The 20815-nt window shown below is 70.9% G+C and carries 21 protein-coding genes; 12 read left to right on the top strand and 9 right to left on the bottom strand.

The genetic code is table 11. From position 1 onward, the window contains the following. The first annotated feature begins 43 nt into the window (after positions 1 to 43). Complete coding sequence (locus ACTOQ1_RS25315; RefSeq protein ID WP_440070510.1) at positions 44 to 526, top strand: MarR family winged helix-turn-helix transcriptional regulator; 483 nt, start codon at positions 44 to 46, stop codon at positions 524 to 526. 119 nt (positions 527 to 645) lie between these two features. Here the strand turns inward: ACTOQ1_RS25315 and ACTOQ1_RS25310 are convergent, their stop codons facing one another. From ACTOQ1_RS25310 to ACTOQ1_RS25300, 3 genes are all read right to left on the bottom strand, one after another. Continuing rightward, complete coding sequence (locus ACTOQ1_RS25310) at positions 646 to 843, bottom strand: hypothetical protein (protein ID WP_440070509.1); 198 nt, start codon at positions 841 to 843, stop codon at positions 646 to 648. A 141-nt stretch (positions 844 to 984) separates the two neighbouring features. After that, entirely contained in the window at positions 985 to 1338 is a 354-nt protein-coding gene (locus tag ACTOQ1_RS25305) for an STAS domain-containing protein (protein ID WP_362678045.1), read from the bottom strand. Between the two features lie 215 nt (positions 1339 to 1553). Further along, the gene (locus ACTOQ1_RS25300) at positions 1554 to 2105 is read right to left on the bottom strand and encodes a TetR/AcrR family transcriptional regulator (protein ID WP_440070508.1); all 552 of its coding nucleotides are present in this window, start codon (positions 2103 to 2105) and stop codon (positions 1554 to 1556) included. A 177-nt stretch (positions 2106 to 2282) separates the two neighbouring features. Between ACTOQ1_RS25300 and ACTOQ1_RS25295 the strand changes: the two genes are divergently transcribed. Next, complete coding sequence (locus ACTOQ1_RS25295) at positions 2283 to 3515, top strand: FAD-dependent monooxygenase (protein ID WP_440070507.1); 1233 nt, start codon at positions 2283 to 2285, stop codon at positions 3513 to 3515. A gap of 16 nt (positions 3516 to 3531) precedes the next feature. Here ACTOQ1_RS25295 and ACTOQ1_RS25290 read toward each other — a convergent pair whose 3' ends face one another. Then, positions 3532 to 4053, bottom strand: coding sequence for a pyridoxamine 5'-phosphate oxidase family protein (locus ACTOQ1_RS25290; RefSeq protein ID WP_440070506.1), 522 nt, complete (start codon positions 4051 to 4053; stop codon positions 3532 to 3534). Between the two features lie 79 nt (positions 4054 to 4132). After that, on the bottom strand, positions 4133 to 4810 hold the full coding sequence (locus ACTOQ1_RS25285; RefSeq protein WP_440070505.1) for a DUF899 domain-containing protein: 678 nt from the start codon (positions 4808 to 4810) through the stop codon (positions 4133 to 4135). A 97-nt stretch (positions 4811 to 4907) separates the two neighbouring features. Between ACTOQ1_RS25285 and ACTOQ1_RS25280 the strand changes: the two genes are divergently transcribed. Continuing rightward, positions 4908 to 5417, top strand: coding sequence for a winged helix-turn-helix transcriptional regulator (locus ACTOQ1_RS25280; protein WP_440070504.1), 510 nt, complete (start codon positions 4908 to 4910; stop codon positions 5415 to 5417). A gap of 167 nt (positions 5418 to 5584) precedes the next feature. Here ACTOQ1_RS25280 and ACTOQ1_RS25275 read toward each other — a convergent pair whose 3' ends face one another. The 3 genes from ACTOQ1_RS25275 to ACTOQ1_RS25265 all read right to left on the bottom strand — a co-directional run bounded on the left by ACTOQ1_RS25275 (position 5585) and on the right by ACTOQ1_RS25265 (position 8203). After that, positions 5585 to 6844: an RNA polymerase sigma factor gene (locus ACTOQ1_RS25275; protein ID WP_440070503.1), complete on the bottom strand. Its 1260-nt coding sequence runs from the start codon at positions 6842 to 6844 to the stop codon at positions 5585 to 5587. A gap of 212 nt (positions 6845 to 7056) precedes the next feature. Beyond that, positions 7057 to 7431, bottom strand: a complete 375-nt coding sequence (locus ACTOQ1_RS25270) for a YciI family protein (RefSeq protein ID WP_440070502.1) — start codon at positions 7429 to 7431, stop codon at positions 7057 to 7059. A 79-nt stretch (positions 7432 to 7510) separates the two neighbouring features. Beyond that, positions 7511 to 8203: a DUF998 domain-containing protein gene (locus tag ACTOQ1_RS25265; protein WP_440070501.1), complete on the bottom strand. Its 693-nt coding sequence runs from the start codon at positions 8201 to 8203 to the stop codon at positions 7511 to 7513. Positions 8204 to 8531: 328 nt separating this feature from the next. Between ACTOQ1_RS25265 and ACTOQ1_RS25260 the strand changes: the two genes are divergently transcribed. From ACTOQ1_RS25260 to ACTOQ1_RS25250, 3 genes are all read left to right on the top strand, one after another. Further along, complete coding sequence (locus tag ACTOQ1_RS25260; protein WP_440070500.1) at positions 8532 to 9089, top strand: MFS transporter; 558 nt, start codon at positions 8532 to 8534, stop codon at positions 9087 to 9089. A 193-nt stretch (positions 9090 to 9282) separates the two neighbouring features. Next, positions 9283 to 9963, top strand: a complete 681-nt coding sequence (locus tag ACTOQ1_RS25255) for a copper chaperone PCu(A)C (protein WP_440070499.1) — start codon at positions 9283 to 9285, stop codon at positions 9961 to 9963. A 20-nt stretch (positions 9964 to 9983) separates the two neighbouring features. Next, positions 9984 to 11213: a Dyp-type peroxidase gene (locus tag ACTOQ1_RS25250; RefSeq protein ID WP_440070498.1), complete on the top strand. Its 1230-nt coding sequence runs from the start codon at positions 9984 to 9986 to the stop codon at positions 11211 to 11213. A gap of 251 nt (positions 11214 to 11464) precedes the next feature. On the opposite strand, the gene ACTOQ1_RS25245 is transcribed toward ACTOQ1_RS25250, so the two are convergent. Then, a complete protein-coding gene (locus ACTOQ1_RS25245; RefSeq protein WP_440070497.1) occupies positions 11465 to 12967 on the bottom strand; it encodes a phosphoesterase in 1503 nt (500 codons plus the stop codon). Positions 12968 to 13131: 164 nt separating this feature from the next. On the opposite strand from ACTOQ1_RS25245, the gene ACTOQ1_RS25240 reads away from it, so the two are divergent. The 6 genes from ACTOQ1_RS25240 (at position 13132) to ACTOQ1_RS25215 (ending at position 20618) form a co-directional block, all read left to right on the top strand. Then, a complete protein-coding gene (locus ACTOQ1_RS25240; RefSeq protein WP_440070496.1) occupies positions 13132 to 13494 on the top strand; it encodes a YybH family protein in 363 nt (120 codons plus the stop codon). 365 nt (positions 13495 to 13859) lie between these two features. Further along, entirely contained in the window at positions 13860 to 14306 is a 447-nt protein-coding gene (locus tag ACTOQ1_RS25235; RefSeq protein ID WP_440070495.1) for a phospholipase, read from the top strand. A 474-nt stretch (positions 14307 to 14780) separates the two neighbouring features. After that, entirely contained in the window at positions 14781 to 16448 is a 1668-nt protein-coding gene (abc-f, locus tag ACTOQ1_RS25230) for a ribosomal protection-like ABC-F family protein (protein WP_440070494.1), read from the top strand. 599 nt (positions 16449 to 17047) lie between these two features. Next, positions 17048 to 17653 (top strand): DUF4956 domain-containing protein, encoded by a 606-nt coding sequence (locus tag ACTOQ1_RS25225; RefSeq protein WP_440070493.1) that lies wholly within the window; start codon positions 17048 to 17050, stop codon positions 17651 to 17653. Next, positions 17650 to 18495, top strand: coding sequence for a polyphosphate polymerase domain-containing protein (locus tag ACTOQ1_RS25220; protein WP_440070492.1), 846 nt, complete (start codon positions 17650 to 17652; stop codon positions 18493 to 18495). Before ACTOQ1_RS25225 ends, ACTOQ1_RS25220 begins: the two co-directional genes overlap by 4 nt. Continuing rightward, entirely contained in the window at positions 18486 to 20618 is a 2133-nt protein-coding gene (locus tag ACTOQ1_RS25215) for a CotH kinase family protein (protein WP_440070491.1), read from the top strand. Before ACTOQ1_RS25220 ends, ACTOQ1_RS25215 begins: the two co-directional genes overlap by 10 nt. The last annotated feature ends 197 nt before the right edge of the window (positions 20619 to 20815 follow it).

The following is a 20815-nucleotide window of genomic DNA, read 5'->3' as shown; positions in this document are numbered from 1 at the left end:
TATCTCACGAGCTAAGTTTCTTAGATAGTAAGGAGATTCTGCGGTGGAACGCAAACCGGAAGCCGGCGCCTCGCCGCCGGAGGTCCTGGCCCGCATGGACCAGCTGATCGCGTTGAGCCTGGTCGGGCAGCACTCGCTCGCCGAGCGCCTCGGCATCAACGTCACGGACCTGACGTGCCTGGGTTTCGTCCTCGGCGCGGGGGAGGAGGCGCTCACCGCGGGACGCCTCGCCGAGCTGGCCGGTCTCACCACGGGGGCCGTCACCGGGGTGGTCAACCGTCTGGAGGGCGCCGGCTACGCCCGGCGCGTTCCCGACCCTCACGACCGGCGCCGTGTCCGGATCGTCCCGGAAGGGGATTCGGCCGCCCGCATCGCGGCGGCGTACGAGCCCACCTACCGGCGGCTCACCGAGCTCTTCGAGAGCTACGGCCCGGACGAGCTGGCCGCCATCTCCGACTGGTTCACGCGTGCCGCCGACGCCATGCGGACCTCCCTGGCCGAGATCCGCGAATCTCCGGCTCCCTGAGGCCGGGCGTCCGTGACCCGGAGTGTCCACGGGTCATGGTGCTGATCATGGTGATGGCGCCGGCCGGGGCGCCGATCACCGGCGCGCGGGCGAGCTCGCGGCCGGTTCCCGCCGGGCGTTCATCCTCCGTCGCGGCGCGCGTTCTGCTTCGCGATCCCCTGGAGGACCTCGGTGACGTGGGGGGCGCAGACCGGGTCGCGGGAGTGCCTGCCGGAGAACCAGCGCGTTTCGATCACGTAGTCGGCCGGATGGCCGCAGAGACACTTACCGGGAGTTCCGGAATCCACCGGTACGACCGCCGTGCGGTGAGTCACCATGAGCTAACTTTAGACTCGTTTGACGCTTTTATGATATTTCCTCGCTCTTTTTACTAATAAATCAATCGAGGCTTGCCGGGAACCGTCCCGTCCTCCGGCGCGGAGGGTTTCAGGGCCGGAACGGCGGGGGCGGGCGGTGGTTCACCGGACGCCGGCGGGCAGCGGTTCGGCGATCCGCGCGCCGGCCAGATCGGCGCTGACGGCGAACTTCCCCGACAGCCCGCTGACCTTCAGCAGCCCGCGCACCACCGGTGCGGGCGCGATCAGCCGCAGCGTGCCACCGTGTCGCACGGCCCTGCGCAGGGTGGAGAGCAGCACGGCCACCCCGCTGGCGTCCATGGCGGTGACCATGGACATGTCGAGGAGGAGCCGGTATCCCGGACGGCCCAGCGCGGCCAGCAGGTGCTCGCGGAGCGCGTTGGCGGTGAAGATGTCGATCTTCCCTGCGACGTCGCAGACCATCCAGTCCGGGTGGGCGTGCGTGGACAGGTCCATGTGGACCTCCGATCGGCGACCGCGGGCATCAGCCCGTGGAGCGTCCGTTGGAATGGGGCGGGCGGTGTGACCGATCGATGCCGCTGTGGCGATGTCGAAAGTGTGCCACATCGGAGTGCGTTTCCGCGGTGCCTGTTCGTCATCACCGAGGTGTCCGGGGCGGCGAATCCGCTTTTCGCCGGCACCCGGCCCGGTGAGGTCGCTTCGCGCGGGACTCACCCGGCCGTCGGCGGGTCGGCCCCGAGCGCCGCCAGCGCGGCGGCCACCGCCAGGGGGCCGAGCGTCGCGGCCGGCACGTCGGCGAACTCCACGGTGCAGTCCGAGAGACCGCCGATGGCCACGACCGCGCGGGCGCGGGCCGCCAGATCGGGGTCCGGGCCCAGCAGCAGGGTGATGAGCCGCCGCCGCCAGTGGCCCATGTGGGTCCCCAGATCGAGGTAGGCCAGGGTGGACAGGTCGCGCACCACCATCACGGTCACCTCCCGGTGCCGGAAGGTGATGTCGAAGTAGTTCTGGAGGAGATCGCGAGGGCTCTGCGGAGCGTTCGCCTCGGTGTCGGCCAGGAAGGTGTCGACATCGTCGATCAGCGGCTGGACGATGCTGCGGAGCAGGTCGTCCCGCGAGGTGAAGTGGTAGTAGAGCGCGGGTTTGGTGATCCCGAGCCGGTCGGCGATGTCGCGCAGGCTCGTCTGCTGCACACCCTTCTCGGCGAACAGTTCCCGCGCGACCGCCTGGATGCGCGCCTTGGTGTCGGACGGCCTCGCCACCTGGTGTTCTCTCCTGTCCTCGCGCCGGACCTCCCGTACGCGCGGGCGTCCTCGTGCTCGGACCAAGGGTACCGGCATGGCGAAGGCAACTGACTTAACGATAGGTAAGTACTTGTGCGAGGTCGCTCGGATGACTTACCTTCCGTTAAGTAAAACAGATGAGCGGGAGGGAAGGGCATGCGAATCCTCGTCTCCGGAGCCAGCGTCGCCGGGCCGGTCCTGGCGTACTGGCTGGACCACCACGGCTTCGAGGTCACCGTGGTCGAGCGGGCACCGGCGCCGCGCAGGACGGGCGGGCACGCGGTCGACCTGTTCAAACCGGCCCTGGAGATCGTGGAGCGGATGGGCCTGCTCCCCGCGGTCAAGGAGAGGGAGACGGGCACCCGGCGCATCACCCTCACCGGCGCGGGGAGCAGACGGCCCGTGCGCGTGGACGTCGACCGCCTGATCGTCGCGTTCTCCGACCGGCACGTCGAGATCATGCGCGACGACCTGAGCGAGATCCTCCACGGAGCGACCCGCGACCGCGTGGAGTACGTGTTCGGCGACTCGATCGCGTCCCTCAGGGAGGACGACGGCGGGATCGACGTCACCTTCGAGACGGGCGCGCCCCGCAGGTTCGACCTGGTGATCGGTGCCGACGGCGTCCACTCGAACGTGCGCGGCCTGACCTTCGGCGAGGAGTCGCGGTTCGCCGAGTTCGTCGGCACCTACCTCGGGGTCTTCTCCCTGCCCGACCACCGCGACCTCGACGCCGAGATGCTCGCGTACGGCGACGTGGGCAGGATGGCCGCGTTCTACAGCGCGGCGCACCTGGACGAGGCGCGGGCGATCCTCCTGTTCCGCAGCGAGGAACTGGACTACCACCACCGCGACGTCCCGCGCCAGAAGCGGCTGCTGCGGGAGGCGTTCTCCGGGGCGGGCTGGGAGATGCCGAGGCTGCTCGACGAGATGGACGCGAGCTCCGCCTTCTACTTCGACTCGATCACCCAGATCCGGATGGACTCCTGGTCGCGCGGCCGGATCAGCCTGGTCGGCGACGCGGGCTACTCGCCGGGCGCGGCGGTCGGGGGCGGCACCAGCCTCGCGGTGGTCGGCGCCTACACCCTCGCCGGAGAGCTGGCGGCGGCCGGTGGCGACCACGAGCGGGCCTTCCGCGCGTACGAGAGCGAGCTCGGCGACTACGTGAGATACAGCTGGGAGCTGGGGCGCAGGATGGCGAAGACCCTCGTGCCGGACAGCCGGTTCCAGCTGTGGGCCACCCTGCGGGGCACATGGCTGCTCACCCGCCTTCCCCGCGGCCTGGTCCGCGCCCTGGCCGGTCTCCGGCGCACGAGCGTGCGCATGCACGACACGATCGAGCCGAAGGACTACTCGGGCAGGGAGCGGACCGGGCGTGAGCGGGCGTGAGACCGGTCGGTCCCGGTCACCCGAACCGCCAGCGCGTCGCCGTCCTGCCGTCCGCGCCGTAGCCGAAGGCACGCGTGGGCGTGACCCGGTAGAAGCCGTACTCGGGCGAGCCGGGAAGGTCGTCCTCGTGGACGGAGCCGTCGCGCACCGCGAGCTCCCACTCGTACTTCGCCCTGAAGGCGGCGGCCACCCGCCGGAGCTCGTCCTCGTCCCGTGCCCGGGTGGCGTTCCCCTCGACCACGAGGTCGAGGGTCTCGCCGGCGACGGTGATGACGCAGTGGGGGTTGGCGGCGAGGTTCCTGGCCTTGCGGGACGTCGGGCGGGTGGTGATCCAGGGCGCGTCGCCGGCCCAGACCAGCAGCACGGGCACGGCGTGCGCGCGGCCGTCGGGCCGCACCGTCGAGAGCCAGGCCTTCGGTGCGGACTCCAGGCACGCCCGCGCCTCGTCCCACGGTTCGACCGTCGCCTCGTCCGTGCTGAACGGCGTCGCGTCGGCCTCGCCGAACAGGAGTTCGGCGACGGGGGTCGTCTCGGTCATCACAGGTCTCCTCGTCCTCGGGGTCCTCGGGGTCCTCGGGGTCCTGCCCCTCGCCGGGCGATGGTCGGCCGGGCGGTGCTCACACCCCGTGCTCGTCGTACTCGTCGTGCAGGCGCCACCATGCGTAGGGCCGGCTCTGCGGCCGGCCTTCCGGGGAGTCCTCCCAGGTCTCCTGGCGGCCGAACGGCGTCAGGTCGAGGAAGGTCCAGCCGCTGCCGAGCCGTTCGACTCCCCGCCCCGTGGTGAAGTAGGTGCGGTAGACGGTGTCGCCGTCGCGAAGGAAGACGTTCAGCGCGAACCCGTCGCCCGCTCCCATGTCGTCGTTGAAGGTGGTGCCCAGCGAGGAGAACCACGGGATCGTCCAGCCCATGCGCTCCTTGAACGGGATGATCTCGGCCAGCGGACCCCGGGACACCAGGACCAGGGAGGTGTCGCGCGCGTGGAGATGGCTCAGATGCCCGACGTTGTCGGTGAACATCGAGCACCCCGAGCAGAAGGCGTCACCGCCCAGCCACATGAAGCTGTAGACGATGAGCTGGCGCCGCCCGTCGAACAGGTCGACCAGGCTCACCGGCCCGTCCGGGCCCTCGAACACGTACCCGCCGTCGTCCCCCTCCTCGCCGATCCGGACCATCGGCATCCTGCGCCGCTCGGCGGCCAGCGCGTCCAGCGCGCGGGTGTGTTCCTTCTCCTTCACCAGCAGCGCTTCCCTTGCGGCCCGCCAATCCTCGGCCGAGACGACCTGGGGGTGGTTCATGGTGCGCTCCCTCCAGTGGGTTCCTTCAAGGAACTTACTGGGGAGACGCTAGCAGGAGATCGTTCCTTAAGGGAACCCTCTCGCCTAGACTGTTCCCATGCAGCGAACCCGATTCGGTGACATGGCCTGCTCGATCGCCCGCACGCTGGATGTCATCGGGGAGCCGTGGTCGCCACTGATCCTGCGGAACATCTATGTCGGCATCAGCCGCTTCGACCAGATCCAGCAGAGCCTGGACATCTCACGCAAGGTGCTCACCGAGCGGCTCAAGTGGCTGGTCGAGAACGGCGTGCTGGAGCGGCGGGAGTATTCGAGCCGGCCGCCCCGCCACGAGTACACGCTCACCGCCAAGGGCCTGGAGCTGTGCGACCTGCTCCTGGTGATGGTGCGCTGGGGCGACCGGTGGACGGCGGGCGAGGCCGGTCCGCCGGTGCTCTACCGCCACCACGCCTGCGGCGAGATCAGCCACGTCGAGCTGCACTGCTCGGTCTGCGACCGGCGGATGGGCGCCGCCGACGTCGACGTGCTGCCCGGCCCCGGGGCCGAACCCCCGACCCCGTCACACGATCAGGCGGGCACGGACCGGTACGAGCACGCCGAGCCCTGAGACGTGCGCCTGCCCCCGGCGCCGGACGCGGCCGGTTACCGGCGAGGCGGAGCCCCGGCTCGCGGTGCCGAGCCTCTGCCGAGCCCCGCCGTTCCCCCGCCGAGCCCCGCCGTTCCCCCGCCGAGCCCCGCCGGTCCGGTGCCGGTCCGGTGCCGGTCCGGTGCCCGTCAGCCGCCCGCGGCGGTCGCGCGGGCGAGGAAGAGGGCCCGCTCGCGCTCGTTGCGGGTGAGCCCGGCGGCCCGCTCGAACTCCTCGCGCGCCTCGTCGAGGCGGCCCAGTTTCACGAGCAGGTCACCCCGTACGGCCGCCAGCAGCGGATAGCCCTTCAGCGCGCGCTCCGCCACCAGGCCGTCCACGATCTCCAGGCCGCGTTCCGGGCCGTACGCCATGCCCACCGCGACCGCGCGGTTCAGCTCCACCACGGGTGAGGGGGCGACGTGGGCGAGCACCCGGTACAGGGCGGCCATCCGCTCCCAGTCCGTGTCGCCGGCCGACGGCGCGCGGGCGTGGCAGGCGGCGATCGCGGCCTGCAGGCCGTACGGGCCCAGCGTGCCGAGCCCCTCGGCGCGGGCGAGCGAGTCCAGCCCGCGGCGGACGAGCAGCCGGTCCCACAGCCCCCGGTCCTGGTCGAGGAGCAGGACCGGCTCGCCGTCCGGTCCCGTCCTGGCGCGCGTGCGGGACGCCTGGATCTCCATCAGGGCGACGAGGCCGTGCACCTCGGACTCCTCCGGCATGAGACCCGCCAGGATCCGGCCCAGGCGCAGCGCCTCCTCGCAGAGCGAGGGGCGCATCCAGTCGTCGCCGGCGGTCGCCGAGTAGCCCTCGTTGAAGATGAGGTAGACGACCTCCAGGACCGACGAGAGCCGGTCGCCCAGCTCGGCCGGGGTGGGCATCTCGATCCGCACCCGCTTGTCGGTGAGGGTGCGCTTGGCCCGGAAGATCCGCTGCCCGACGGTCGGCTCGGGCACCAGGAAGGCGCGCGCGATCTCCTCCGTCGTCAGGCCGCCGAGCAGGCGCAGGGTGAGCGCCAGGCGTCCTTCCGTGGGCAGCACGGGGTGGCAGGCCGTGAAGAGGAGTCGAAGCACGTCGTCGCCGATGTGATCGTCGAGGGTGTCGTCCAGCTCGGCCTCGGCCGACTCCCGGCGGCTCTCCATGTCCCGGCCGACCTCTTCGAGCTTCCGCTCGTACCGGTTCCTGCGGCGCAGCAGGTCGATCGCCCGGTGCTTGGCGGTGAGCATGAGCCATGCGCCGGGATTATCCGGTACGCCCGTCCTGGGCCACTGCTCCAGCGCGATGACCAGCGCGTCCTGTGCGAGCTCCTCGGCCAGCCCGACGTCGTGCACCATCCGGGCGAGCCCGGCGATCACCCTCGCGGACTCGATCCGCCAGACCGCCTCGACCACCCGGTGAGCATCTCCGACCGTCATGCTCCCCGATCCAAGCACGTCGTCCCCGGGCCAGGGCGGCAGGGGGCGGCGCCCTGGAAGATGCCGGGAGACGAGGAGCGCCCCGATCCAGGTGAGGCCGGCGAAACAGGGCACCTGGATCGGGGCGTCAGAGCGCCGGGGCGCCGGGCCAACGCGGCGCCCCGGCCGGGGTTCCCGACGGGATCCCGGCCGGGGCGCCGCCGGCGACGGCTTCACGCGGGGGCGGCGAAGTCCTCGGGGCCGAAGACGCGGTGGAGGTCGCCCTCACCCTCCCAGCCCTCCCAGTGGTCGCGGTGGAGCCTCATGAAGCGGGAGACCCACTCCATCGCCTCCTCCTTCGACCTGACCTGGTAGAGGGCGTAGCTGATCAGCTCCTTCGTCTCGGCGAACGGGCCGTCCGTGACGCTCAGCCTGCCCCCGGTGAGCTCGATCCGCGCGCCCTGGGCGCTCGGCGCCAGCCCGCCGTTGTCGAGCAGCACGCCCGCCCTGGTGGCCTCCTCGCCGAGCTTCATGATGGCCTCCATCAGCTCGGCGGGCGGCGGGGTGTCGGGCCGTTTGGTGACCTTGAGGGTGGCCAGGTATCGCATCGCTTTTTTCTCCTTGATCCTGTTTCTCGAACGGTCTGGTCGGGTCTTCTCGAACGGTCCGGTCGGGGGGCGGGCCGGGTCAGGCACGCCGGGACGCGGTGCGCCGGCGGAGATGGAGCGACAGGGCCGAGAGCCAGCCCCAGACGACCACGATTCCGGCGACGAAGGCCAGGTTGGCCCAGACGGCGCCCCCGCTGCTCGCCATGGCGGCGAAGGTCACGAGGAACACCGCGCCGGTGAGCCGCGAGTGGACGGCCCATCCCGTACGGCCCTCCGCGGCGAACCGGCGGCCGATGACGAAGCAGGCGACGATCACGCACAGGAAGCCGACGGCGCCGCAGGCGAAGTGGAGCATCCCGTGCCAGCTGACCGGTCCCGGCCCCTCGGGCGTCCCGGCGGGAAAGCCCATCCCCGGGTCCGCCCGGAAGATCCCCGCGCCGACCAGGCTCACCCCGTACGCGCCGACGAGCCGGGGAGCCCAGGTCGCGCCGCGCCCCGGAACCAGGGCCCGGCGCAGGCCGATCGCGCAGGCGACGCTCGCCAGCCCGGCGACGACGAGGTTGGCGATCTGGATCCAGCCGAGGTCGCCGTTGGCGAGCATGCTCCACGCGTGGCGGGTGAGGTCGAAGCCCTCCCGGGTCAGCGCCTGGGCGAGGGACACCGCGACGTACACCGGCCCGGCGACGACCCCGTAGCCCAGGAGTGACCTGGTGAGGCTCGGCCACGGGTCGCGGGCCACCGTGCCGGCGGTCCTCGTCGTCTGCTGGGTCATGGTCTTCTCCTCACGCGTCCTGGGCCGGTTCCCGTGCTCCTTCCGGCCCTCTGACCACGCTTCGAACGGGCCCGGCCGGATTCGACACGGCGGCCGGATTTCTTTCAAGATTTTTCGGGGCGCGGATCGCCTCGATGTCCCCGGAGTGACCTATTCCCCTCTGAACTGCGAAAACAGGAGTCCGGGCCGGTGCGGGCGGAGCGAGCGTGATCCGCGGAGGGCGAGACACTCCCGGCGCCTGGGAGACACGCGGCGGTGGCGCGAGCGCGAACCGCCCGCGAGCCTCGGACGGCGCACCGCAGGGGTGGCGTGGGATGATTTCCCCATCATGCCCGCGACGATGCCCTTCCGCCTCGCCCGCGCGGCCGCCTTCGCCGCGGTCTGCCTGGGGCTGAGCGTGATGGCACACGTCCTCGCGGGAGGCGCGGTCTCCATGCCGACCGCGACCGTGGCCCTGGTGCTCGCCTTCGCCGCGGCCCTCGCCGTGTCGGGACGCGAACGGACGCTGGCGGTGATCCTGCCGGTGCTGGCGGGCGCGCAGGCCGGACTGCACGTGCTGTTCTCCCTCGCGCACGCCGCGTCCCCCGCCGAGATGATCGGGCATGTCCACTCGGGGCTGCTGCCCGGCCTGGGCATGCTGGTGGCGCACGGCTGGGCCGTCGGGCTGACCGCGCTGTGGCTGGCGCGCGGCGAGGCGGTGCTGTGGGCACTGCTCCGGCGGCTCGGTGTCCGGCTGCGCCGCGTGCTCATCGTGGTCGTGACCCCGGCGTACACGTCCTTCCTCACCGCGGGCGCGATCGAGCCGGGCGTCCTGCGCCCGGCCGTGCTGCGCCACGTCGTCAGCCGGCGCGGCCCTCCCCGGATCGTCACCGTCACCTCCGGCTGACCGCCCAGGTCACCCGGGGGCGTGACTCGTTCCCGAGCCCGCGCGTACGTGCGCGCGGGCCTGCGCCGACGCGGCCTTCCGGCTGCCCGGCGGACCGAATCAGCGTGACAATCCCGGCCGCGTGGCCGGCATGGCCCCATCGAGGCGGCGTTCTGCCGCGGCCTGCCGGTCCGGCCAGAAGAAAGGCGTCAACGTGTCTGCTCGTCGTATCAACCGTGCCGGAACCAGCCGTTACGGAGTCACCCGCGTCACCCGCGCCGGAGTCCGGCGTACCGCCCCCGCGGGCGTCCTGCTCGCGGCCGTGATGGTCCTGGGCGGATGTGGCTCCCAGGACAGCACGGTACCGGCCGCCGCCCCGAGTACCGCCGCACCCGCCGCCACCCCCGCCGCCCCCTCCACCGCCGCCGTGGCCGCCGTCGCGTTGACGATCACCGATCCGTGGGTGAAGACCGCGAAGAAGGGGATGAGCGCCGCCTTCGGCACCCTGGTCAACAACACCGACGCCGAGGTGACGGTCGTCTCCGGCGCCTCGCCGCTGTCCCCGAAGATCGAGTTGCACGAGGTCGTCGACTCCAAGGGAAAGATGATCATGAGGCCCAAGGAGGGCGGGATCGTGATCCCCGCGAGGGGCACCCACCTGCTCCAGCCCGGCGGTGATCACATCATGCTGATGGGCCTCACCAAGGCGGTGAAGCCCGGCGCGCAGATTCCCTTCACCCTGACCCTCAAGGACGGCAAGACCGTGGAGTTCACCGCGGTCGGCAAGGACTTCGCCGGGGGCAAGGAGGACTACCGGCCCGGCATGGACATGGGAGACGGCGACAAGGGCGACAAAGGCGACAAGAGTGCGGACATGGGCGAGAGCGACGGCTGAGCGGGAACGGAGGAGAACTCATGCGGGAACCCCGACTCAGCCGTAGGGGCCTGCTCGCGGGAGGCGCCGCCACCGCGGTCGGCGCCCTCGCCGCGTGCGCCCCCGACCAGGCTGTCCCCCCAGTCGCCCCCCAGGCCGATCCCCGGACCGCTCCGGCCGCGTCCCCCGTCTCGGGCGGTTCCCTGACGGAACCCTTCGACGGGGTCCACCAGGCCGGGATCGCGACGGCGCCCCAGACGTACGGGGTGTTCGTCGGCCTGGATCTGCTGCCGGACACCGACCGCGAGGCGCTGGTCCGGATGATGCGACTGCTCACCGACGACGCCCGGCGGCTCACCCAGGGCAGGCCGGCCCTGGCCGACACCGAACCGGAGCTGGCCGTCCTGCCCGCCAGGCTGACCGTGACCTTCGGGTTCGGCCCCGGCCTCTTCACGGCGGCCGGGCTGGCCGACCGCCGTCCGGAGGCGGCGGCGCCGCTGCCCGCCTTCGCGATCGACAGGCTCAGGAAGGAGTGGAGCGGCGGGGACCTGCTGCTGCAGATCTGCGCCGACGACGCCCTCACCCTGAGCCACGCCCTGCGCATGGTCGTCAAGGACGCGCGCTCCTTCGCGAAGGTCCGCTGGACCCAGCGGGGCTTCCGGCGCGGCGCGGGCACCCAGCCCGCCGGGCTGACCCAGCGCAACGTCATGGGCCAGCTCGACGGGACCGTCAACCCGGCACCCGGCACTCCCGAGTTCGACCGGGCCGTGTGGGTGAGCGGCGGTCCGGAGTGGCTGCGCGGCGGCACCACGCTGGTGCTGCGGCGCATCCGGGCGGAGATGGAGACCTGGGACGCCGTGGACCGGGTCGCCAAGGAGTTCACCGTGGGCCGGCGCCTGGACAACGGCGCCCCGCTCACCGGGCGCGACGAGCATGACATGGCCGACTTCGAGAAGCTCAACGCGATCGGCTTCCCCGTCATCTCCGAGCAGGCCCACATCCGCCGGGCCCATGTGGCCGACCCGAACCTGCGGATCATGCGCAGGGTCTACAACTACGACGAGGGGCTCACCCCGGACGGGCACGCCGACTCCGGGCTGCTGTTCGCCTCCTATCAGGCCGACGTCTCCCGGCAGTTCGTCCCGATCCAGCGCAGGCTGGCCGAGGCCGACCTGCTCAACGAGTGGACGACCCCGATCGGCTCGGCCGTCTTCGCCGTCCCGCCGGGATGCTCCCCCAACGGCTGGATCGGGGAGGGCCTCCTGGACTGAGAGGGGCCGCTCGCGCCCTTGACAGGTCCGGACCGTCCGCGTGCGAGGCGATCCGGAACGCAGAGGAGGCGGCCCTCGGTGAGGCGACGTCGTCCGTGCGGGCTCCGCGCCGGTTCCGCGAGGATGACGTCGCCTCCCGCCGGGCCTGCTCCAGGGGAGGGGCGAGGACCGGATTCACCGGATCCGATCCGGTCGCACGCGACGGCCGGGACGATCCTCCCCGCCGGGGGAGAGGCCGTCCGGTCAGGGAGCTAGCGGTAGTGGACGAAGACCGGGTTCGAGTAGAACCACAGGTCCTCCCAGGGGCTCTCCTTGCCGTCGGCGAGCGGCTCGGCCTCGTCGGTGCTCGTGCCGCGCACGCGGGCGTAGAAGTCGCCCTGCACGTCGCGCAGGGTGTGGCGGATGACGTACTCGCGTCCCGACCTGCGCCAGTCGCGCGGGCCGAACCGGGCCACGACCTTCGTGGTGGGGTTGGTGTCGGCGTCGAGGTTGGCGCTCGGGCCGGTGATCTGGCCGGTGATCAGGTCGACGCGCCGGACCTCCGGGTGGTCGCCGTTGGCGTTCTTGCCCTCCAGCGGCCGGAACCTGATCTCGATGTCGACGTCGGTGCGGTTGCGGCGGCTCACGGTGAGGGTCTCACCCGTGGTGGCCTGGCGGCCCTGGGTGCTCGCCATGACGTCGAGGCTGGTGATCAGGTCGCCGGTGCCGACCCAGATCCGCCCGTTGCGCAGGCCGTCCATGATGTCGGCGTAGTCCTGCCTGGCCAGCACGTGGGTCTTGCTGTACTCGCCCGGCCAGAAGTCGGCCCCGCCGCGCGTCCAGTGCACGTGGGAGTCCGAGGTCGCGGTGATCCACCAGCGACGCCCCTCGCCGAGCAGCGAGTCCCAGAGGCCGCCGACGCGGGCCGTCATCTGGTCGAAGCCGCCGTAGGTCGGGTGGTTGCCGTACCCTCCGCGCGCGCCGCCGTTGAGCGGGCCCGCCTGGTGGCCGGGAGCGCCCTCGAAGCCGACGTAGATCTCCGGTGCGACGTTGTTGCCGTTGCGGAACTCCCGGGGGGTGTCCTGCCCGTAGACGCCGAGACCGGGCGCCGACCGCGAGGCGTGGTGGGCGATCACCAGCGGCTTCTGCCGCATGTCCTTCGCGGCCTTCAGGAACTCCACCATCTTGGCCTCGGTGTCGCGGCCGGGGTCGGCGGGGAACGCGTCGTGCTTGGCGAAGCGGCTCTCCAGCTCGAACAGCTGCTGTGCCTCACCGGAGTGGTGGGGGATCATCAGCGTGTGGTGGTCCAGCGCCGGGGCGTCGAACTCCATCCCCCAGAACTGGAGGACCTCGGGCACGAGCACGCGCGAGCGCAGGAGGTCGGGGTAGGCCTGCTCAAGGTTCACCTTCGAGTGCGTCGGCCCGCCGTGGTCGGTGCACATCGCCCAGCTCAGCCCGAAGTACTTGGCCATGATCGCGTTGGTGACGATCGGGTACACGGCGTCGCCGCCCTTGGTGAACTTCGGCGGGTTCGTCGAGGTGTCGAAATCGCCGCTGTACTCCGAGTGCACGTGGTGGTCACCGGCGCGCCACACCCGGTCGCGGGAGTTGCCGCGGTTCTCGCTCCCGCGCTCGGGATCCGCCTCCGCCCACGCCGGGCTGCCGGTCGCCAGCGGGCTCGCGGCGACCAGCGTCGCCCCGAGGCCGGCGTACTTGACCAATCGACGCCGCGAGATCGACGAGCGCTCGGGGTCTTCGATGTTCTGGTCCTTCACAATGAAGCCTTTCGGTCATCTTCAACTTGGTCCCGACCCGCGAGTCTCGAAGGTCGCGCTGAACGCGACATGAACAGGGAACGGGACAACGAAGAACAACTGCCTCGGAAGGTTAGAAATCATCCCCGCGCGGTACCCGCCGGCCGCGTGGCACCATGACGGCCATGGACCACGCAGAGCTCCGGGCCTTCGCCGACCGCTGGATCGAGGACTGGAACGCCCACGACGTCGAGGCCGTCCTGTCGCACTTCGCCGAGGACGTGCTCTTCACCTCCCCGACCGCGGCCGCGCTGGTTCCCGGCTCCGGAGGTGTGGTCCGGGGCAAGGCCGCCCTGCGCGAGTACTGGGCCGCGGGCCTGAGGAGCGCCCCGGACCTGCGGTTCGAGATGATCGCCGCCTACGTCGGGATCGACACCCTGGTGATCAACTACCGCAACCGGACGGCGAGCGGCCGCCTGGTCAACGAGGTTCTCGTCTTCGACGGCCCCCTCGTCGTGGAGGGACACGCCACGCACCTCGACACCTGAGCGAGGCGCGGCGGCGGCGCCGAACGTCCGTGAGCGAGGGCGGGCTCCGGGCGGTGGGCGGTCGCCCCACCGGGTGATCCTCTCCAGGCGGGGCGGACCGCCGCCTGTCCGCGTGAAGCGGGAAAAGGGTTCTTACTTGAAACTGTAAACATTGTAAATAGCTGCCGTGCACGAATATCCGTGCCGATGTTGACGGAGATCTGTTCCGGCGTCACCGGGTATTTCGCCTCATTGTTAGGCCGTGGCAGAGTCCTGCCGCGAGAGGTACCCCCCGGACAAAGGCAGAGTCCATGGTCAAACGCGCCCTCGCAACCGCCGCCCTCTCCCTCACCGCACTACTCGGATTAACGCCGCCCGCCTATGCGGTGACACTGGAGCAAAAGCTCGCCGCACTTTCGAGTTTCAGCCAGCCCACCGCGGCCAGCGCCGCGAGCTGGCTTTCCGCCTGGCAGAACCAGGGAGCCTGGGGGGACTACGCCTTCGACTGGTCGACCGATCTGTGCTCGAGCAGCCCCGACCAGCCACTCGGCTTCGACTTCAGGACGCCGTGCCGGCGTCACGACTTCGGCTACCGCAACTACAAGGCGGTGAGCCAGTTCCCGGCGAACAAGGCACGCATCGACGACGCGTTCTACTTCGACATGAGGCAGGTCTGCGCGGGATATTCCACCATCCCCAGGGGCACCTGCAACAGCCTCGCCTGGACCTACTACCAGGCGGTCAAGGAATTCGGCACGCTCAACGTCACCGGGGCGCAGATCGAGCGGATCCGCCAGGCGGCCGAACAGGCCGCCCAGGACGCGGAGGCGTGACCCGTCCCGCTCCTCGCGAGGGCGGGATCATTTCCCCCCGCTGATCCGTGGCGGGCCGGCCTCGTGCCGGCCCGCACCGCGACGACGGTCCGCGACCCCTGACCGTCTCGCCCCGGCGGTCCGCGACCCCTGACCGTCTCGCTCCGGCGGGACACCTCGCCCATGTGAACGCCGGTGGGACACCTCGCTCATGTGAACGATCGGGCTCGCCGCGGGAGCCGCCCGCCCTCCGGGCCTCCCCAGGGCTCGCGTTCGCACCCGTTCGTACCTAATATGATGGGCTGCGAGTGACAGGACACAAGGGAGACCAGAAGTGATAGGTGACGACGACATCTCCGGGTGATACCGGAAGTGATCGGCCACCGGCCGGCGCGTAGGAGCGCCGTCGCCGTGGCCATGCCGTCGTTTCACTGATTCCTGTTCCCCTGCTGGGCGGCTTTCGGCGCGCCCGCGTCCCACACGAGGTTTTCTCGCATGTCCGATGCGTTCATCATCTGCTCGAACCTTTCCTTCTCCTGGCCCGACGACACCCCGGTCTTCCAGGATCTCTCCTTCACCGTGGGCGGCGGCCGTACCGGCCTCGTCGCCCCGAACGGCGCCGGTAAGAGCACCCTGCTCAAGCTGATCGCCGGCGAGTACCGGCCCGGCGGCGGGACCGCGTCCGTCCAGGGCGTGCTCGGCTACCTCCCGCAGAGCCTGCCGCTGGCCGGTGACCTGACCGTGGCCGAGGTCCTGGAGATCGCTCCGGTGATCAGGGCCCTGGACGCCATCGAGTCCGGAGACGCCGGCGAGGAGCACTTCACCACGATCGGCAACGACTGGGACATCGAGGAGCGCACCCGTGCCCAGCTGGACCGGCTCGGCCTCGGGGAGCTCTCCCTCACCCGGCCCCTGCACACCCTCAGCGGCGGCCAGGTCGTCTCCCTCGGCCTGGCGGCGCAGCTGCTGAAGCAGCCCGACGTCCTGCTGCTCGACGAACCGACCAACAACCTCGACCTGGACGCGCGCCGCAAGCTCTACGGCGTGCTGGAGGACTGGAACGGCTGCCTGCTGCTGGTCAGTCACGACCGGGCGCTGCTGGACCGGATGGACCGCATCGCCGAGCTCGACGGGGGCGAGATCCGCTCCTACGGCGGGAACTTCACCGCCTACGAGGAGGCCGCGCGCGCCGCGCGGGAGGTCGCGGAGAAGAACGTCCGCAACGCCGAGCAGGAGGTCAAGCGGGAGAGACGGGAGATGCAGCAGGCCCGCGAGCGGGCGGCGCGGCGGGCCGGCAACGCCTCCCGCAACCTCAAGGACGCCGGCCTGCCGAAGATCTTCGCCGGGACGATGAAGCGCGACGCCCAGGAATCGGCGGGAAAGGCGAACGAGGTCCACGCCGCGCGGGTCAACGACGCCAAGGCCCGGCTCGACGAGGCGGGCCGCGCCCTGCGCGACGAGCAGAGGATCACGCTGGAACTGCCCGGTACCAACGTCCCGGCCGGACGCACGGTCTTCCTCGGCGAACGGATGCAGGTCCACTACGGTGAGCGGGCCCTGTTCGCGGGAGAGGGCGCCGATCTGACGATCCGGGGACCCGAGCGGATCGCGCTGACCGGCTCCAACGGCGTCGGCAAGTCCACCCTGCTGCGTCTGATCGACGGCGATCTGGAACCGGAGGGCGGCCGGGCCAGGCGGGCCGGCGGCCGGGTCGCCTACCTGTCCCAACGACTGGACCTGCTCGATCTCGACCGCACCGTGGCGGAGAACATGGCCACGTTCGCCCCCGCGATGCCGCAGGCCGAGCGGATGAACCTGCTCGCCCGCTTCCTGTTCCGCGGCTCCCGCGTCCACCTGCCGGTCGGCGCGCTGTCCGGCGGCGAGCGGCTGCGCGCCACCCTGGCCTGCGTGCTGTACGCGGAACCGGCGCCCCAGCTGCTGCTGCTGGACGAACCCACCAACAACCTCGACCTGGTCAGCGTCGGCCAGCTGGAGAGCGCGCTCAGCGCCTACGAAGGGGCGTTCGTGGTGGTCAGCCATGACGAACGCTTCCTCGCGGAGATCAAGGTCGACCGCTGGCTGCGGCTCTCCGAGGGCCGGCTGCTGGAGGCGGGAGCCCCGGCGGGGACCGAGGCCCCCGTGGACGGCTCCGGGAACAGGTGACCCCGTCGGGGCGTACGAGCGGGTCGGTTCCCGTCCGGCCCCGCGCCCTGGACGCCGGCCCGTACCCGTTCGGACGGCCGGACGCGTACGGGCCGGTGACGTGGACGGGCCGATGATGCGGACGGGCCGGTGACGCGGACGGGCCGGTGACGCGGACGGGCCGGTCGCAGAGTGATGCTCGAACCCGTCGGCGAGCGCGGTCGCTCGTCGGTGACAGTGCCATGCGCGGTGGTTTTGCCCTCGCCTTTCGAACAGGTTTCGCCGAAACTTTCAAGTCTGGATGATGTGGGCGCACCATGGTCCGCGTCGCCCTTTGTTCTCGCCCGATAGCGGTAGTGCCGATCTGTGATTGGCCTTGAACAGGGAGAAGCTCTTTCTTCCGTGCGCGGCGATGCGAGGGCGACAAGAAATGGCGCGGTGGTGGCTGTGCTGTGTGCCAGGGGAGTTCATTGACTCGACACCTTTAGTGCACTTATCGTTCCGGCCGGGTTCCCGAAAGTTTATCTGAAACTTTGAAAGTTTCGGCGACCGCCTTGCGGATCCTGCGAGGAAGCGGGCGGTGCTCGGCCAACCCCGGCAGCGGTTCAGGAGGAACGAACGTGAGGTCACAGCTCATCCTGTTCGCGATCGACATCTGCACGGTGATGTTGCTCGTCTTCGGGCTCTACTTCCCACGACATCGCCGCCGCGATCTGGTCGTCGCCTACCTGGGGGTCAACGTCGGCGTCCTCGCGGTGGCGAGCGCGCTGAGCGCCAGCGACGCCGGTGCCGGGCTCGGGCTGGGGATGGCGCTGTTCGGCGTGCTGTCCATCATTCGCCTGCGCTCGACGGAACTCGACCAGCACGAGGTCGCGTACTACTTCTCCGCCCTCGCCATGGGCATCCTCGGCGCGCTGAGCACCACCTCGGTGTGGCTCAGCGGCGGCCTGATGGTGCTCATCCTCGTGGTGATGTACCTCGGCGACCACAGACGGCTGTTCCGGCACTACCGGCATCAGATCCTGGTGCTCGACTCGGCCATCACCGACCATGCCGTGCTCGTCGCGCACCTGGAACAACTGCTCGACGCCCGGGTGCACGCCGTCACCGTCCAGCGGATCGACATGGTCAACGAGACCACCGTGGTCGACGTCCGGTACGCGCTGACCGGACGCGGCCTGACCACCGAATCCGTCGCCCCCGCCCATTCCGGAGCGTACCGATGACCACGGCACCCCTCATGCCGGCCCTGGCGGGACTGGCCCCCGTCGGGCTCGCCGAACTGATCGACCGCGCCGCGCTGCAGACCAGGGTGGACCGCAAGTATCTCGTCCCGGCGGAGACACTGCCCGGCCTGCTGGGGCGGCTCACGCCGTACGCCCGGGCACTGGACATCGCCGGCGAGCGTACGTTCCGCTACAGGTCGGTGTACTTCGACACCCCGCGGCTGGCCAGCTACCACTGCGCGGCGTATCGCAGGCGCCGGCGTTTCAAGGTGCGCACCCGCACCTACCTCGACTCCGACCAGTGCTGGCTGGAGGTCAAGATCAGCGGAGCGAGGGGGAGCGTCACCAAACACCGGCTGCCGTACCACCCGCGGGACTGCGGCACCGTGCACCTGGGGCGCGAATTCGTCGACGAGGCGCTCGCCCGCGAGTCGATCGTTCCCGCCGCCGGGAGCCCCCTCGACCCGATCCTGGTCACCGAGTACCACCGCGCCACCCTGCTGCTGCCGGACACCGCGAGCCGGGTCACCATCGACACCGGGCTCGTCTGGCGGGACGCCGGCTCCACGCTGAGGCTGTCCGGCCTCGCCGTGGTCGAGACCAAGTCGACCCTGGCCGCCACGCCGGTCGACCGCATGCTGTGGCAGGCGGGGACGAGGCCCGCCCGCATCTCCAAGTACGCCACCGGTCTGGCCGCTCTCCGCCTGGACCTGCCCGACGCGCCGTGGCGGCGGACGCTGCGTCGCCACTTCCGGGACACCGCGTCGTCGGTGGATCCGGTGCCCACCATCTTCCACCTGCCCGCCTCCCCCCGACCCGAACAGGAGACGTCGTGCGTCTGACCCTCCGCGGCACCCGCGCCGCGGCCACCGCGGTGCTCCTCGCCGGACTCCTCGTCCCGCACCCGTTGCCGGCCATCGCCGAGTCGGGTTCCGGCGCCCGGCCGGGTGGTCACATCGCGAGCACCGCGGCCACCGACACCTTGGCCGCCAACGCCAACGCCAACGTCAATACCAGCGCCGGCGCCGGTGCCGTCGCCGCGGCCGCCGCGGCGGAGGACCTGGTCGGCGACATCGCCTTCTCCGTGCCGAGCGGCACCTTCCAGGGACAGGTGACGGTGTCGCTGAGCACCGCGATCAGCGGAGCCCAGATCCGCTACACCACCGACGGGCGGCTGCCCACCGCGCAGTCGGCGCTCTACCAGGGCACACCCCTGCGGTTCACCCGCACCACCCAGCTGCGGGCACAGGCCTTCGTCGGCCAGACGGCGTCCGGGGCGCCGGGAACGGCGATGTACGCCGCCCGCGACACCGCCACGGCGCACGACCTGCCGGTGATCATGATCGACTCCTACGGTGCGGGCAAGCCCGCCCGGGAGTACTTCGACGCCACCACCATGATCTTCCAGCCGGGCGGCGGCGGGACGACGTCGCTGGCCGCGGCTCCGGCGGTCGCCACCCGCGCCGGATTCCGGCTGCGGGGGCAGTCGTCGGCCACGTTCGAGAAGACGCCCTACCGCGTCGAGTTCTGGGACAACGACAACGACGACGCCGACTACCCGGTGCTCGGCATGCCCGCCGACTCCGACTGGGTGCTGCGCGGGCCGTTCACCGACAAGTCGCTGATCCGGGAGGCCTTCGTCTACGACCTCGGCAGGGAGATGGGCCTGCGGGCCCCGCGGTACGCGTTCGCGGAGCTCTACCTCAACACCGACGCCGGTCCGGTGGGCGCCGGCGACTACATGGGCGTCTACATGATCGTCGAGACGATCAAGAACTCCAAGGACCGTCTCGACCTCAAGCAGCTGGACGAGGACGACACGACCCTGCCGAAGATCACGGGCGGATACATCTGGAAGTTCGAGTGGATGGCCGCCGAGGAGCCGACGTTGCCGTGCAGCGGGTCGGCGGCCACCTGCTGGAACTACCTCGAAGTGGTCGACCCGTCCCCGTTGCAGCCCCAGCAGAGGGACTGGCTGCGCAACCACATTCAGGAATTCCACAACGTGCTGCGGGCGCCGAACTTCGCCGACCCGGCCACCGGCTACCGGGCGTACATAGACGTCGACTCCTTCATCGACCACCTGATCGTCAACGAGCTGAGCCGGAGCATGGACGCGTACGTCCGCAGTTCCCACTTCTACAAGGACCGGGACACCAAGATCTTCGCCGGTCCGTTGTGGGACTTCGACCTCACGTTCGGGGTGGGCGGATTCTTCCAGAACGACCAGATCGCGGGCTGGCAGTACCAGCAGACCCGGCAGCCGCTGGCCAACGACTGGTTCACCCAGCTCCTGCGGGATCCGGCCTTCGTCAACCAGGTCAGGTCGCGCTGGCAGACCCTACGCCGCGGCCTGCTCTCCGACACCGCCCTGCAGAGCAGGATCGACGCTCTCACCAGGCCGCTGCCCAACGCCGCGCAGCGCAACTTCCAACGCTGGCCGAACCTCTCGACGCCGGTCATCGGCTTCTTCAACACCCCGACCGCGCCCACGTGGCAGGGCCAGGTGCAGTACATGCGGGACTGGATGCTGCGCCGCACGGCCTGGCTGGACTCGACGGCTGGGTGGGGCGGTACGACCACCACCCCGACCCCGACCCCGACCCCCACGCCCACCCCGACCCCCACCCCCACGCCCACCCCGACCCCCACACCCACACCCACGCCGGGCGGCGCCTGCTCGGCGACGCTCCGGGTGGTCACCTCCTGGTCCGGTGGTTTTCAGGGTGAGGTCACGGTGCGCGCGGGCAACGCGCCGATCAGCGGCTGGACCGTGAACTGGGCCTGGCCCGGTTCGCAGACCGTCACCCAGCTGTGGGGAGGCGTGCGCTCGGGCTCCGGTTCGAACGTGACGGTGCGCAACGAGTCGTGGAACGGCTCGATCGCGGCCGGCGCGAGCACGACCTTCGGCTTCACCGCCGGAGGGTCCTCCGCCACCCCGGCGATGACCTGCGCCGGCCCGTGACCGCATCGGTCACGACCGGCTGAACGTCGGCGACCCGTGGGGACGAAGAGTCCGATAAACCTCGGGGTCCAGGTCGGGGATCGTTTCCCGACCTGGACCCCGGCGTTGGAGCGGGCGGAGGGAACCGAACATTCCGGCCGACGCCGCTCCCACCCGGCTCGGGCGGGCCCGTACTCGGCCTCGCCGTGCTCGGAGCC

The sequence above is a fragment of the Streptosporangium sp. OZ121 genome, assembly GCF_051918885.1.
Classification (GTDB): Bacteria; Actinomycetota; Actinomycetes; order Streptosporangiales; family Streptosporangiaceae; genus Streptosporangium.
The sequence above is the reverse complement of the archived record's forward strand: the minus strand, read 5'-3'. Positions and strand labels throughout refer to the sequence as shown.